Source organism: Mesorhizobium sp. CO1-1-8 (genome assembly GCF_020164875.1).
Lineage (GTDB): Bacteria > Pseudomonadota > Alphaproteobacteria > Rhizobiales > Rhizobiaceae > Mesorhizobium.
In genome coordinates this window covers 83,793-97,734 of sequence record NZ_JAIUGZ010000004.1, presented here as the reverse complement: position 1 = coordinate 97,734, position 13,942 = coordinate 83,793, and the positions used below count along the sequence as shown (strand labels likewise).

Annotated in this window: 16 protein-coding genes; 8 read left to right on the top strand and 8 right to left on the bottom strand. The window is 63.2% G+C overall.

Going from position 1 to position 13,942, the window contains the following annotated elements:
• Position 1 precedes the first annotated feature (1 nt).
• Positions 2-1,570, bottom strand: coding sequence for a magnesium-protoporphyrin IX monomethyl ester anaerobic oxidative cyclase (gene bchE, locus LB558_RS09405; protein ID WP_224697307.1), 1,569 nt, complete (start codon positions 1,568-1,570; stop codon positions 2-4).
• Positions 1,571-1,686: 116 nt separating this feature from the next.
• Positions 1,687-2,163: an Lrp/AsnC family transcriptional regulator gene (locus LB558_RS09400; RefSeq protein ID WP_224697306.1), complete on the bottom strand. Its 477-nt coding sequence runs from the start codon at positions 2,161-2,163 to the stop codon at positions 1,687-1,689.
• Between the two features lie 137 nt (positions 2,164-2,300).
• Between LB558_RS09400 and phhA the strand changes: the two genes are divergently transcribed.
• A complete protein-coding gene (phhA, locus tag LB558_RS09395; protein WP_127260534.1) occupies positions 2,301-3,137 on the top strand; it encodes a phenylalanine 4-monooxygenase in 837 nt (278 codons plus the stop codon).
• Positions 3,138-3,159: 22 nt separating this feature from the next.
• Here phhA and LB558_RS09390 read toward each other — a convergent pair whose 3' ends face one another.
• The 3 genes from LB558_RS09390 to LB558_RS09380 form a co-directional block, all read right to left on the bottom strand.
• Positions 3,160-4,599: a GMC oxidoreductase gene (locus tag LB558_RS09390; protein WP_224697305.1), complete on the bottom strand. Its 1,440-nt coding sequence runs from the start codon at positions 4,597-4,599 to the stop codon at positions 3,160-3,162.
• A complete protein-coding gene (locus LB558_RS09385) occupies positions 4,596-4,772 on the bottom strand; it encodes a hypothetical protein (RefSeq protein WP_224697304.1) in 177 nt (58 codons plus the stop codon). The genes LB558_RS09390 and LB558_RS09385 overlap by 4 nt, the downstream gene beginning before the upstream one ends.
• 194 nt (positions 4,773-4,966) lie before the next feature.
• On the bottom strand, positions 4,967-5,728 hold the full coding sequence (locus LB558_RS09380) for a GGDEF domain-containing protein (protein ID WP_224697303.1): 762 nt from the start codon (positions 5,726-5,728) through the stop codon (positions 4,967-4,969).
• Between the two features lie 160 nt (positions 5,729-5,888).
• Here LB558_RS09380 and LB558_RS09375 point away from each other — a divergent pair, with 160 nt between their 5' ends.
• Complete coding sequence (locus tag LB558_RS09375; protein WP_224697302.1) at positions 5,889-6,611, top strand: pyrimidine 5'-nucleotidase; 723 nt, start codon at positions 5,889-5,891, stop codon at positions 6,609-6,611.
• Positions 6,612-6,678: 67 nt separating this feature from the next.
• On the opposite strand, the gene LB558_RS09370 is transcribed toward LB558_RS09375, so the two are convergent.
• On the bottom strand, positions 6,679-7,524 hold the full coding sequence (locus LB558_RS09370) for an LOG family protein (protein WP_224697301.1): 846 nt from the start codon (positions 7,522-7,524) through the stop codon (positions 6,679-6,681).
• 227 nt (positions 7,525-7,751) lie between these two features.
• On the opposite strand from LB558_RS09370, the gene dapD reads away from it, so the two are divergent.
• From dapD to LB558_RS09350, 4 genes are all read left to right on the top strand, one after another.
• Positions 7,752-8,606: a 2,3,4,5-tetrahydropyridine-2,6-dicarboxylate N-succinyltransferase gene (gene dapD, locus LB558_RS09365; protein ID WP_224697300.1), complete on the top strand. Its 855-nt coding sequence runs from the start codon at positions 7,752-7,754 to the stop codon at positions 8,604-8,606.
• 72 nt (positions 8,607-8,678) lie between these two features.
• Positions 8,679-9,041 (top strand): DUF805 domain-containing protein, encoded by a 363-nt coding sequence (locus tag LB558_RS09360; protein WP_013528479.1) that lies wholly within the window; start codon positions 8,679-8,681, stop codon positions 9,039-9,041.
• Positions 9,034-9,411, top strand: coding sequence for a DUF805 domain-containing protein (locus LB558_RS09355; protein ID WP_024502086.1), 378 nt, complete (start codon positions 9,034-9,036; stop codon positions 9,409-9,411). The genes LB558_RS09360 and LB558_RS09355 overlap by 8 nt, the downstream gene beginning before the upstream one ends.
• Positions 9,412-9,424: 13 nt before the next feature.
• Positions 9,425-10,198, top strand: a complete 774-nt coding sequence (locus tag LB558_RS09350; protein ID WP_063169724.1) for a hypothetical protein — start codon at positions 9,425-9,427, stop codon at positions 10,196-10,198.
• Here the strand turns inward: LB558_RS09350 and LB558_RS09345 are convergent.
• The gene (locus LB558_RS09345) at positions 10,101-11,141 is read right to left on the bottom strand and encodes a 2-dehydropantoate 2-reductase (protein ID WP_224697299.1); all 1,041 of its coding nucleotides are present in this window, start codon (positions 11,139-11,141) and stop codon (positions 10,101-10,103) included. The genes LB558_RS09350 and LB558_RS09345 overlap by 98 nt on opposite strands.
• Before the next feature lie 128 nt (positions 11,142-11,269).
• Between LB558_RS09345 and dapE the strand changes: the two genes are divergently transcribed.
• On the top strand, positions 11,270-12,463 hold the full coding sequence (dapE, locus tag LB558_RS09340) for a succinyl-diaminopimelate desuccinylase (RefSeq protein WP_224697298.1): 1,194 nt from the start codon (positions 11,270-11,272) through the stop codon (positions 12,461-12,463).
• A gap of 5 nt (positions 12,464-12,468) precedes the next feature.
• Entirely contained in the window at positions 12,469-13,104 is a 636-nt protein-coding gene (locus LB558_RS09335; protein WP_224697297.1) for a transporter, read from the top strand.
• Here LB558_RS09335 and truA read toward each other — a convergent pair.
• A complete protein-coding gene (truA, locus tag LB558_RS09330; RefSeq protein ID WP_224697296.1) occupies positions 13,071-13,841 on the bottom strand; it encodes a tRNA pseudouridine(38-40) synthase TruA in 771 nt (256 codons plus the stop codon). The genes LB558_RS09335 and truA overlap by 34 nt on opposite strands.
• Between the last annotated feature and the right edge of the window lie 101 nt (positions 13,842-13,942).

Below are 13,942 nucleotides of genomic sequence, written 5' to 3'. Positions count from 1 at the left end.
GTCAGCCGGCTAACTTTTTCGCCTCGGAATCTTCAATGCTGCCTATGGCGGGAATGGCGGGCTTTCTTGCCGGGCGTCGAACGGACATTGATTCCTCCTCGGCGTCCTGCGGCGCGCCCCAGAATTCGGCCAGCGTCGGGCCGTCTTTCACCCTGATTTCGCGGACCAGAAAGCCCCAGACCTCGCGGAACCAGACGCGGCGGCCTATCTGTGTGTACCAGCGCATCGAATGGCGCTGCTCGGGATCCTCGTGGAACAGGATACGGGCCAGCGCCTTCGGCCGTGATTGAACCGCCAGCTCGATCAGCTTGACGCTGAAGAACAGCATCCAGGGTTTCAGCCGCGTCATCTGCAGCACCTGGTGCTTGTAGTCCCACAGGCGCGCATCCTGCTGGATCACCTTACGATCCCGCGCGATGCGGAAGAACGGCGTCCAGCGATGCGGCGTAACATAAAGCGCCTGGATCTGGTCCGGGTCGTAGGCGATCAGCTGACGAAAGCCGCGCCACAGGTCGCGAAATCCTTCGTCCTCGAAGCCGGCGACCCAGGTTGTCATGGACAGGATGCCGTTGAGGCGCAGCAGCCTTATCGCCTCGCGGTCGGATGAGGTGCTGCCGCCCTTGCGGATCAATTGAAGCGTCTGCTCGTCGGTGTTTTCCATGCCGAGCAGCCAGCGGATGACACCGGCCTTGCGGTAGAGATGCAGGATGTCGGCATCGCGCACGATGTCGTCGGCGCGGGTCGAACCGACGATCAGCACCGGCACGTTCTCGGCGATCAGGGCGTCGAGGAAGGCGCGCCAGGCCTTCTTCGAGACCGTCGGATTCTCGTCGGCGAGATTGATCAGCTCGACGCCGTGCTCGCGATGCAGCCAGGCGATTTCTTGCGCGAATTTCACGGGATCGCGATGGCGCCAGCGGGTCCAGAAGCCGCGCTGGCCGCAATAGTTGCACAGATGCGGACAGCCGCGCGAAAACTGCATGACCACGGCCCGCTTGCCGCCCCAGTAACCGTATCGCGAGTGCTCAATCAGCTCCCAACCGACGCGGTAGGCGTCGAGGTCGGCAATGGTCATCGCCGGCTGCGTGGCGAAGGGGCGGCTGAGATCGTCGCGACAGGCGATGCCGGCCACGCTCGCCGGCGGCTGGCGCATTTCCAGCGCCTCGACCAGCGCAACAGCGGTCGCCTCGCCCTCGCCGCGCACGATGAAGTCGAAGGCATCCGTGGCAGTCAGGATGTCGCGCCAATGATAGGTCGGGAAAACGCCGCCATAGATGATGATGGTCGCCGGCTCCCGCTGCTTGATCATGCGTGAGATCAGCAAGGCGGTCGGGTGCGCCGAGGTCGAGCCGGAATGGCCGATCAGGACGAAGTCGGGGTGGTCCTCAAGTGCGTTGCGCACGACGTCATCGAGCGGCATCGGCCCGAACTCGGCGTCGACGAGCCGTACTTCGTGCCCGGCATCGATCAGCGGCCCGCCGATCGCCAGCAGGCCGAGCGGCGGCAGGTGATCGTCGGGCACGCGGCTGCCGATTGCGGTGTGCGGCGGATTGATCAGGACGATTTTCATGGCGGACCTCTTGGGCAGTTGGTCCGCGCAAGCTGGCCGACGATATCGACGCGCGCTTGGCCCGTTTCAGCAGTTTGCGTGCAGCTTTTCCCCAAGGAGTGCGAAGGGAGGCATTGTCATCGCCTGAGATGCCCGAGCGGCACATGGCCTGGCCCCTTGATGTTCTGCAGCACCAACTGCGTGTGGACGTCGCGCACGCCGTCGAGCCGCATCAGCCGGTGCATGACGAAGGCGTTGAGCTCGTCGACCGACGGCACCATGACATGCAGCAGGAAATCATGGTCGCCGGTCATCGTCCAGCACGAGGACACCTCGTCCATGCGCTGCACGGCGGCGATGAAGCTTTCCGGCGAGCCGTCGCTGTGGCTGACGAGGCGCACCTGGATGAACACCTCGACCATCAGGCCGACCGCGCGACGGCTGATCACCGCGGCAAAACCCTTGATGATGCCGGTCTCCTGCAGCGCCTCGAAGCGCCGCGCGCACGGCGTTGTCGACAGGCCGATCTCTTGCGCCAACTCGGACACCGGCTTGCGCCCGTCGCGCTGCAGGACATCGAGCATCTTGATCTCGAAATCGTCAAACTGAGGCATTTTCACTCCTTCCTGGGAATTTCTGAGTGAATACTATCTCGATTTCCGAATTCGAGCCATCATGAAACCGATTTGCCTCCGCAAATCCGCTTAGTCTTCAGCATGTCAGCCATTCATGATTTGCGAGGAGAAAAACCATGACGACGATGAGTGTTGCCGAATATGCCCGCGACTGCGCGGCGCAAGGATTGCGCGGCGACTACTCGGTCTGCCGTGCCGATTTCACCGTGTCGCAGGGTTACGATTACAGCGAAGAAGAGCAGGCGGTGTGGCGCACGCTGTGCGACCGCCAGACCAAGCTGACGCGCAAGCTCGCCCATCATTCCTATCTCGACGGCGTCGAAAAACTCGGCCTGCTCGACCGTATTCCCGATTTCGACGAGGTCAGCGCCAAGCTGCGCAAACTGACCGGTTGGCAGATCGTCGCGGTGCCGGGGCTCATTCCCGCGGCCCCGTTTTTCGATCATCTCGCCGATCGCCGCTTCCCGGTCACCAACTGGCTGCGGACCAGGCAGGAACTCGACTACATTGTCGAGCCCGACATGTTCCATGACTTCTTCGGCCACGTGCCGGCGCTGTCGCAACCGGTGTTCGCCGATTTCATGCAGATGTATGGCGAGAAGGCCGGCAACATCATCGCGCTGGGCGGCGACGAGATGATTTCCCGGCTTTACTGGTACACGGCCGAATACGGCCTGATGCAGGAGGCCGGCCAGCCGCTAAAGGCCTTTGGCGCCGGCCTGATGTCGTCGTTTACCGAGCTGCAGTTCGCGGTCGAAGGCAAGGACGCCCACCACGTGCCCTTCGACCTGGAAACGGTGATGCGCACCGGCTACGAGATCGACAAATTCCAGCGCGCCTATTTCGTGCTGCCGTCCTTCGACGCCTTGCGCGATGCCTTCCGGACCGCCGATTTCGAGGCGATCGTCGCCCGCCGCAAGGACCAGCCGGCGCTTGACCCGGCGACGCTCTAGGCAGCACGTTGCCCTGCAGCCGTCAGGCGATGACCACTTTGCTCAGATGCTCGCCCAGCCGGCAGGCCAGCGCGGTGATTGTCGTCGTCGGGTTGCATTGGCCCGACGTGCAGAACACCGAGGAGCCGCCGACATAGAGATTGTCCATGCCGTGCACCTTGCAGTTGGCGTCGACCACGCTCTTGCTGATGTCGGTGCCCATGCGCGTGCCGCCCATATGGTGATGGCCCGCCGTCTCGTCATCGGTCGGATAGTCCTGGCCATTGCTGATCCAGTCGGCAATGCGCACGCGGCCGAGATCCTTCTCGATCAGCGTCTTGCCGAACAGTCTGAGCCCTTCGAGCAGGGTGCGGCGCTCCATTTCCGATTTCTTCCAGTGCAGCTCGATGCGCGGCACGCCGGCGTGGTCGACATCGGTCTTCGACAGCTCGATCTGGTTGGAGGCCAGCGGCGCCTGTTCCCAGGCGACGTAGAGCTGGGCCGCGCAGCGCAGTCTCTGGCTGAGCTTGGAGGACATCCACTCGGCCATGTCGGGCGCCGTGCAGGCGAGGTCGGCGATAAGGCTCTTGACGCCGGGATACGGCGTCTCGATCAATCTGATGCCGAAATTCATGATCTGCAGCCGCTCCATGGCGGCAAGTGTCGGCGAGAAGAAGGCCTCGTTGACGGCGTCGACCTCGAACGCGTTGTAGTCGGCCAGGATGACGTTGCCGCCCTCGAAGGTCGGATGTTCCATCCAGTAGCGGCCAAGCGCCGCCGCATTCGGCACGACGCCGCCGTTCGAGCGCTGGTTCGACCATAGAAGCAGCCGCGAATTCTCCAGCCCGCCGGTGCAGACGATGAAATAGTCGGCGCTGAAGGAGCCCGCATCTTGTCCGTTCGACCACAATCTGGCGCCCGTCACGCGTTTGCCGTCTCCGGTAATCTCGGTGGCACAAGTGTTGAGCACCACCGCAATGTTCGTGGCTTTGTCGAGTTCGTCGCCGAATCTCTCCGCGAAGCGCACGGCCGGGCTCTTGATCAGCTGCACCCAGCGAATATCGTCCGAGATCGGCATATCGGGCCGGAGGGCCGGAAGGTCGAGAATGTCGCGCACTTCCGGCAGATAGGGTTCGATGTCGGTGCGGCGGATCGGCCAGCCCGTATCGGGTACCCAGGCCTTCGGCTCGAAATCCTGCTTGTCGAGCACGCGGCACCAGCCTGCCCAGTGGTTGGAACTGCCCCCCATGAACCGCAGCCGGGTAATGTCGAGATCGAAATAGAAATCCCCGACCGTGCTGCCCCGGTAAAAGTCCTGCGACTCATCGCTGAATTCGCGCGGACCCGCCTCCATCACCACCACCGGAATGCCGGCTGCGCCAAGCTTGCGGGCAATGGTCGTGCCGGCCGGACCGGAGCCGAGGATGCAGACCTTCGGGGTGAAGTTCGCGGCGCGATACGCCTCGTAGCTGTCGAAGATCATGCCAGGTCGCTCCGCTTCAGGATCCAGCCATTGACCTCGACGATCTCGTTCGGGTCGGGCTTTGGACCGGCGGCATCGGTATCAGGCAGCTTGCGGAACAAAGACAGGGCAGGCAATGCGATCAGCGCCTGCACGAGCGCGCGGCGTGACATTTTCTTGATGATGAAACTCATGGCTGGTCTCTCGGCTGGGCTTCGGCACTGCTTGGCGTTCCCAGAACGGCAATTCCCGGAACGACACATGCATCAGCGTGGAAGCCAGTATCGTGCCAAGTCTGGCCGCAAAGCGGTGAAAACCCGGCTGAGCGGTACAATCGAGTGCAAACAGGGTTAGAGTTTTCTTAACAGGTCGGTTGCGGCAGGTCGGATCACGCCGCCGCGGAGATATCCGTATCGAGGATCGTCAGGTTTCGGCCCTGATGCTTGGCCTGGTAGAGGCGCCGGTCGGCGGCGCGCATCAGCTCCGACACACTGGCTTCCTCGCCGCAGATGGTGCCGCCGATGCTGACCGTGAGCGGAATGGTCCGCTCGTCGACGGGCCGGAAGCGGATCAGTTCGACTTCGCGGCGAATGCGCTCGGCGACGCGCTTGGCCTCCTGCTCGGTGGCGCCGATCAGAAAGGCACCGAACTCCTCGCCGCCGATGCGGCCGAGCACATCGCCGCTGCGCACGCCGCGCTGGATCGCGCTGGCGATCAGAAGCAGTGCGTCATCGCCGGTCGGGTGGCCAAAATTATCGTTGATCTTCTTGAAGTGGTCGGCGTCGATGATCAGCAGCGCGCCGCGATCGGACTTGCGGCGCGAACCGTCGAGCGCGGCAAAGAAGCTTTCCCGGTTGAGCATGCCGGTCATGTCGTCGCGGCTCGCCTTTTCCGCCAGGCGGCGATGCGCGGCAGCGAGCTGGGCATGGGCGCGGGCGAGGTCGCGATGCGCGTTTTTCAGCCTGTCGCTTTGCCAGAAAGTGCTTGCGCTGGCGGCCCATGCCAGCACCAGCGGACAGAGCGTGGAGGTCAGCCAGATGGTGCGGTTGACCGGAAATCCCATCGCCGGAACGATGATCAGGGTCAGCAGGAGAGAGGCCGCGACAGAGGCGAAAGCAACGGCGGCGGATCTCAGTATTATGCTGTTCATCGCTTGCTCCCACAAGACTGCCTCTCTGCCAGCAAGCCCTGAAGGCCACCTTTCCCGGATGCATAAAGTTTTAATCGTGACGCGATTTACGCAACCTCAGCGAGCAGAAGTTGTGGATAAAGTCTCTTTCAGGCGGCCCGTTTCATGCCATAAGGATCGCATGACCACGCTCCCTGACCCCGCCCGCTTCGCCCATGTCACCGATTGGGTGTTCGACCTCGACAACACGCTTTATCCGCATCATTCGAACCTGTTCTCGCAGATCGACGTCAAGATGACCGCCTATGTCGGCGAACTGCTGGCGCTGCCGCGCGACGACGCGCGCAAGCTGCAGAAGGAACTCTACCGCGAATATGGCACGACACTGAACGGCCTGATGACACGCCACGGCATCGACCCCGACGATTTCCTCGAGAAGGTCCACGATATCGACTATTCATGGCTGGTGCCTGATCCCGTTCTCGGCACCGCCATCCGGCAGCTGCCGGGCCGCAAATTCATCTTCACCAATGGCGACCGCAGGCACGCCGAGCGCACCGCGCGCCAGCTCGGCATCCTCGACCATTTCGACGACATCTTCGACATCGTCGCCGCCGGGCTCAATCCCAAGCCGGCGCGCCAGACCTACGAGAAGTTCGCCGAACTCCACGCCGTCACCGGCCAGAATGCGGTGATGTTCGAAGACCTTGCCCGTAACCTTTCGGTGCCGAAGTCGCTCGGCATGACCACGGTGCTTATCGTGCCGCGCAATTTCGAGCCGACCTTTTCCGAGATATGGGAGCGCGACCCGGCCAATGAGGATGATGTCGATTTCGTCACCGACGATCTGGCGGGGTTTCTGACGGCGATTGTGGAGGAGGGGGGAGGGGAATTGAAGAATTGAAGAACTGACGAATTGGGGATCGATCATTCCTCAATTCGTCAGTTCTTCAGTTCCTCGATTCCCAACCCTACTCCCCTAACTTGTAGAACCGGCTGATGATCTCCCAGGCTTCGTCGGCGGTGTCGACGAAGTCGATGATGTCCTGGTCACCGGGGCTGATCGTGCCTTGCTCGGCGAGGAAATTGAGATCGATCGCCCGCTTCCAGAAGGATTTGCCGAACAGGATCACCGGCACGCGCTCCATGCGCCCTGTCTGGATCAGGGTCAGCGTCTCGAAGAATTCGTCCATCGTGCCGAAGCCGCCCGGAAACACCGCGACCGCCTTGGCGCGCATGACGAAATGCATCTTGCGGATCGCGAAATAATGGAAGTTGAAGCAGAGCTCCGGCGTCACATAGATGTTCGGCGCCTGCTCGTGCGGCAGGACGATGTTGAGGCCGATCGACGGCGCGCCGACATCGTCGGCGCCGCGGTTTCCCGCTTCCATCACGCCGGGCCCGCCGCCGGTCACCACGACATATTCGCGGTAATAGGAGGTAGCCGACTGCTGCGAGCAGAGGCGGGCGAATTTGCGGGCTTCCTCGTAGTATTTGCTGTTCTCCTCGAGGTTCTTCTTCTGCGTCTCGTTCTTGGCCGCCCAGGCCTCGCCGCCGGGTTCCGGCAGGCGCGCGCCGCCGAACAGGATCACCGTCGAGCGAATGCCGCGTTCGGCCAGGATCATTTCCGGTTTCAGGAGTTCGAGCTGCAGCCTGACCGCGCGCAATTCGCGCCGCGTCATGAAGTCGGGATCGTTCCAGGCGAGCCGGTAGGTTTCGGCACGCGTCTGCGGCGTGTCCGGTACGCTCTTCGACCGCTCCAGATCCTCGTCCGAATGCGGCAGCGGCGTCCACCCCGCCTTTTCCATAGGAGTCATCAGATTACCCGTCCAAATTCCCTTGACTGCGTCGTCCCATGACGCAGGCGCGATTGACCCCCCTTGAGCCTTAACATAAGCAGGTTCCGCAAAAGTGTCCGGCGGTTTTGCGACAAGAACCTGCTACATGCAAAGACCCAGGCAGGCAAAGCCTGCCAAGGGGTCCGCGCGACTTTCAAAACAGGTTAAGGCGCAGCCCCTTAACAGCTTGGTAATGGAGCGAATTCATGTCGAAGCCCGATCTGGCGAGCCTCGAAAAGACCATCGAGAAGGCCTTCGAGGAACGCGACGCGATTTCGACTGCGACGCGCGGCGAAACGCGCGATGCCATCCAGTCGGCGCTTGACCTGCTCGACCGCGGCGCCGCCCGTGTCGCCGAGCGGCAGGCCGACGGCAAGTGGCATGTCAACCAGTGGCTGAAGAAGGCCGTGCTGTTGTCCTTCCGGCTCAACCCGATGGAGATCATCAAGGGTGGTCCCGGCGAAGCGGTGTGGTGGGACAAGGTGCCGTCGAAGTTCGACGGCTGGAGTGCTGTCGACTTCGAGAAGGCAGGCTTCCGCGCAGTGCCGTCGTCGATCGTGCGCCGTTCGGCCTATGTTGCGCCTGGCGCCGTGCTGATGCCGTCCTTCGTCAATGTCGGCGCCTATGTCGATACCGGCACCATGGTCGACACCTGGGCCTCGGTCGGCTCCTGCGCCCAGATTGGCAAGAACGTGCATCTGTCCGGCGGCGTCGGCATCGGCGGCGTGCTGGAGCCGATGCAGGCCGGCCCGACCATCATCGAGGACAATTGCTTCATCGGCGCGCGCTCGGAAGTGGTCGAGGGCTGCATCGTGCGCGAAGGCTCGGTGCTCGGCATGGGTGTCTTCATCGGCCAGTCTACCAAGATCGTCGACCGTGCCACCGGCGAGATTTTCTACGGCGAAGTGCCGCCGAATTCGGTGGTCGTCGCCGGTTCACTGCCTGGCAAGCCGTTTCCCAACAACGAGCCTGGCCCCAATCTCTACTGCGCCGTCATCGTCAAGCGCGTCGATGCCAGGACCAGGTCCAAGACCTCGATCAACGAATTGCTGCGCGATTGATCTTTGCGCAAAGCGAGCGCACCTTCCGCCGGCGCGACAATCGGTCGCGCTGGTTCAATATGGAGGGGTGACATGGACTGGAAGTATCTGCTCACAAGCTTTGATGGCCGCATCAACCGTGGCAAGTTCTGGGCCGCGATTGGCGTTTTCATCGTCATTGGCATCGTTGCCTTCATTCTCGATGCGATCCTAGGTACACGCATCACCACCGCCAGTGGCGCCCAGATCGGCATCATCGGCATTCTCATCGCTCTGGCCTCGATCTATTTCGCACTCGCAGTCTACGCCAAGCGCTGGCATGATCGCGGCAAGTCGGGCTGGTGGAGCCTGATCATGCTGGTGCCATTGATCGGCCCGATCTGGTTTCTGGTGGAATGCGGCATTCTCGAAGGCGCCAGGGGCGCCAATCAATATGGACCGGACCCGCTTGCCTGACAGATCAGATCTCACCTGGCTTTTCTTCAAAACCTCGGGCCGCGTCAGTCGCGCGGCCTATTTTCTTGGCGGGTTGCTCGTCGCCATCATCCAGGCCTTTCCGCTCTACCGCTTCACGCTGGTGCCGGAAGGTTCGGCCGAGAGCAACATGTGGTCGTTCATCTTCTTCGTCGCCTTCATCGCCTCGCTGTGGTCGAACATCGCCCTGGCGGTAAAGCGGCTGCACGATTTGGACAAGCCGGGCATTGCCGCGCTGATCCTGTTCGTGCCGGTGGTCTCGATCGTCGCCTTCCTTGTCTTGTGCCTGTTTCCGGGGCAGCCTGGACCCAACCGCTATGGCCGGCGCACCAACGAGCCGGCACAACCCTGAGGTTCGATCGGACATGCGCTACCGTACGCTTGATCCGAAGCTGATCATCGAGACTGCGGAACGGCTGGAGACGCGCGTTGCGGAGCGCTTCCCCGATGCCGGCCTGCGCGGCGTAGCCGCCGAACTGGTCTCGCTGTCGCGCGATCTGGCACAGGGCGCCAAGGCCCTGGAAGCGCCGATCTGGTGGCTGCGCGGCCTCATCGTCGCCGCTGTCGTTGCCGGCGCATTGATGTTCATCTTCGTCGGCACCGTCCTGCCATTCGACCGCATTTCCAAACCCGGTGATGCCGTCCAGTCGGTGCAAGGCATCGAAGCTTCGCTCAACATGTTCATCCTCGCCATTGTCGGATTTCTCGCCTTGATCCGCTCCGAGGAGCGCATCAAGCGCAAGCAGGTCTTTCGCCAACTGCATGGCCTGCGCTCGCTGATCCACGTCATCGACATGCACCAGCTGACCAAGGATCCGGCGGCGCTGTCGGCCGATTTCAAGCCGACGTCGCATTCGCCCGCCCGCATCACCAATGCCGCCGACCTGGCCCGTTACCTCGACTATTGCTCCGAAATGCTATCGATCACCGGCAAGATCGCCGCATTGTTCGCACAGTCGGTCAATGACGACGTGGTCATCGACGGCGTCAACGACATCGAGAACCTGGCGTCCAACCTGTCGCGGAAAATCTGGCAGAAGATCACGTTGATCGACGGCCGACCGGTGCAACAATCTGCTCCGGCGCCAGGCCCGGCGAGCCAAGCCGCTCCGCTTCCGCCGCGCGCACCAAGGCGGTGATCCGCTGAACCGTGGGCACCGGCGTGCCGGCTTTTTCCGCCAGCCGCAGGATGGCGCCCTGCAAGTCGTCGATCTCCGTCGGCCGGCCGCGCTGAAGATCGTCCCACATTGATGAGCGCGCCTGCGGGTCGATCGCCAGCATGCGCTGTGCCAGCAGTCTGAACAGCCAGTCCGGCAGCCCGAGCGCTTTCGGCAGCAGCGCCGGCCGCAGGCCGGCGATCCGCGCCGGCTCGATGCCGGTCGCTTTCATCGCTCTCAGCGCCTCGTCGATCTGGCTGGCCAGGATCAGCCGCCAGCGCCGATCGGCCAGTTCGGTCGCCAGCGGCAGGTCGGAAAGCGCCACCAGCGCGTTGTTCAAATTCATCAGCAGCTTGCCCCACAGCACAGCCTTCATGTCGCGATGGGTTTCGATCGCAAACCCTTGGACGCCAAGCAGGTCGACCAGGCCGGCGACGCCATCTTCGACCACTACCGTGCCGGCGCTGGCGCGGTGCACGCGCGGCGGCAGCTCGCCATCCGGGGACTGCACCACATTGAACGGCACCATGCCGGCCAGCACCGTACGTCCGGCAAGTCCAGCGCGCAGCCTGTCGGCATTGTCGACACCGTTCTGCAGGCTGATCACCACGGCATCGGGCCGGGCATGGGCTTTGATAAGATCCGCCATATCCTGCGTCGCGCCGCTCTTGACCGTGACCAGAATCACGTCCGCCAGCGGCAGTGCGGCGGCCGGATCGGCAGTGACGGAAAGCGCCTCCGGCTTGATCGAGCGGTCGCGGCCCTGGAGGTCGGTGACCCGCAATCCGTCCTGCAGCAACGCCGCCTCGATGCGCGGCCGGGCCAGCAGAATGACCTCTCGGCCGGCCAGCGCCAGGCAGCCGCCGGCATAGCAGCCGATGCTACCGGCGCCGGCAATGACGATCCGCTTGTCCTTGTCTGCCATCCTGTCGCCCGCGCCGGGGCCGCAACTATACGACATGAAAACCATAATACCGGCGGTATCGCCAGCCATGAGGCTGGCCCTTATGTCTGGCCGTGACAGGCCCTGCGCTTTCGACTATCGCTTTTGCCATGACGCTGCCGACCGATCCTGCCGAAAACCTAGCCACCCTTATCCGTTGCGCTTCGGTGACGCCCGCTGAGGGCGGTGCGCTGACCGCGCTGGAGACGATGCTGAAGCCGCTCGGCTTCCTGATCGATCGGCCGGTATTTTCCGAAGACGGCACGCCCGACATCGAGAACCTCTATGCAAGGCGTTCCGGCAACGGCCCGCATCTGATGTTTGCCGGCCACACCGACGTGGTGCCGGTCGGCGACGAAGCCGCCTGGACGCATCCGCCCTTCGCCGCCGAGATCGCCAATGGCGAGATGTATGGCCGCGGCGCCGTCGACATGAAGGGCGGCATTGCCTGTTTCATCGCCGCCGTGGCGCGCCATGTCGAGGCCAATGGCGGTCCGAAAGGCTCGGTCTCGCTGCTGATCACCGGCGACGAGGAAGGCCCCGCGATCAACGGCACGGTCAAGCTGCTCGAATGGGCGGCTTCCAGGGGCGAGAAATGGGATGCATCTGTCGTCGGTGAGCCGACCAACCCGGACGCGCTCGGCGACATGATCAAGATCGGCCGCCGCGGCTCGATGTCCGGCGCCGTCACCGTCAGTGGCCGCCAGGGCCATGTCGCCTATCCGCAGTTGGCCGACAATCCGGTGCGCGGGCTGATGAGCTTGGTCGATGCCTTGCTGCATCCGGTTTTCGACAAGGGAACCAGGGATTTCCAGCCGACCAATCTGGAGATCACCTCCATCGATGTCGGCAACCCGGCCACCAATGTCATCCCGGCCAAAGCGACCGCGACCTTCAACATCCGCTTCAACGACACCTGGACGGACGAGACCTTGCAGGCCGAAATCCACAACCGGCTCGACCAGGCAGCCAGGCGCAAGAAGTACCGGCAGGGCAAGAACATGCCGGTCGACTACGAGCTCGTCTGGCGCGACCGGCCGAGCCATGTCTTCCTGACCCGTGACGACAGGCTGATCGAAACGCTGCGCGGCTCGATCAAGTCGGCGGTCGGCAAGGAGCCGACCCTGTCGACCTCCGGTGGCACGTCCGACGCACGTTTCATCAAGGACTATTGCCCGGTGGTCGAGTTCGGGCTGGTCGGCAAGACCATGCACATGGTCGACGAGCGCGTCGCCATTGCCGACCTCGAGACGCTGACGCAAATCTACCAGCGCTTCATAGACGACTGGTTCGGACAGGGCTGAACAGCATGCTTTCGGCGGACGAAACCCAAGCTTCGCTGACGGGCGCCTGGCGATTGATGCTCGGCAAGGCCGACGGCCTGCGCCTGCTCGACCTGTCGGCCGACGGCTTCTGGAATTCCTTCTTCGCCATTGTCGTTGCAGCACCGGCGCTGATCGTCGGCTGGGTCGGCATCGCCAACGAAATCGGCGATCCCGACGCCTTCGCGGGGCGCTTCAGCATGCTGGTGCGCCTGGCGACGGTCGACATCGGCGCCTGGGTGCTGCCGCTGGTTGCGCTCGCTTTGATCGCGCCGCGCGCCGGCATAGGCGGCCGCTTTGTCCACTACGTCGTTGCCAGCAACTGGGCCTCGGCCATCACCGCCTGGCTGATGCTGCCCTCGGCGCTGATCCGGCTTTTCCTGTCGTCCGCAAGCCAGGTTTCGAGCCTTGTGTCACTGTCCCTCTTTGCCCTTTCTATGGTGCTGACCTGGCGCATGACAAATGCCACCATAGGCAAGGGCGCAGCGGTCGGCACCGCCGTTTTCGTCGGCATGTTCATCGCGTCGCTGCTGGTGCTGTTCGGCCTGCAGACGCTGCTCGGCATCACGGTGCCGGACGATGTCGGAGTTCAGAGCCTTTCGGGGTTCGTCTCGACTGGATAATCGACACCGGTGAGAAACAGCCCGTCGGGCGGCGCCACTTGGCCGCAGGCTGCGCGGTCGTGCGACTCGAGCGCTGTTTTCAGGTCGGCCGCGCTCCAGCCTCCGTCGCCGACCCGCTTGAGCGAGCCAACCATCGAACGCACCTGGTTGTGCAGGAACGAGCGCGCCGAAGCCCTGACCTCGATCATGTCGCCTTGTCGGCTCACATCGAGCCGTTCAAGCGTCCTGATCGGGCTGTTGGCCTGGCACTGGGTCGAGCGGAAGGTGGTGAAGTCATGCCGGCCGAGCAGAACTTTCGCCGCTTCGTGCATGGCGCCGGCGTCGAGCCGCTTCGGCACCCACCACACCTTGCCCTTGTCGAGCGCGGCCGGCGCACGGCGGTTCAGGATGCGGTAGAGATAGTGGCGGCCGATGGCCGAGAAGCGGGCGTCGAAGCTGTCGGAGACGACCGTCGCCTCCAAGATGGCGATGCGCGCCCCCGCCGCCTGCAAATGGGCGTTGACGGCATCGCGCACCTTGTCGCCCTGCCACGCCTTGACGAGATCGACATGCGCCACCTGCGCTGTCGCATGCACGCCGGCATCGGTGCGGCCGGCGGCGCGCAGCCTGATCGCTTCGCCGCAGAATTTTTCGATCGCACGCTCGATCGCCTGTTGCACCGAAGGCTGATCCGCCTGGTGCTGCCAGCCGGCAAACAGGCTGCCGTCATATTCGATGTCGAGGCGAAAACGCGGCATTTGCGGCTAGAACTCTCGCCTCGAGCAATTCCAGGAAAAGTGCGATGCGGCTTTCCGTCCGGAATTGCGTTAAAACAAAAGACGTAGAGCAGTTCGCCGTT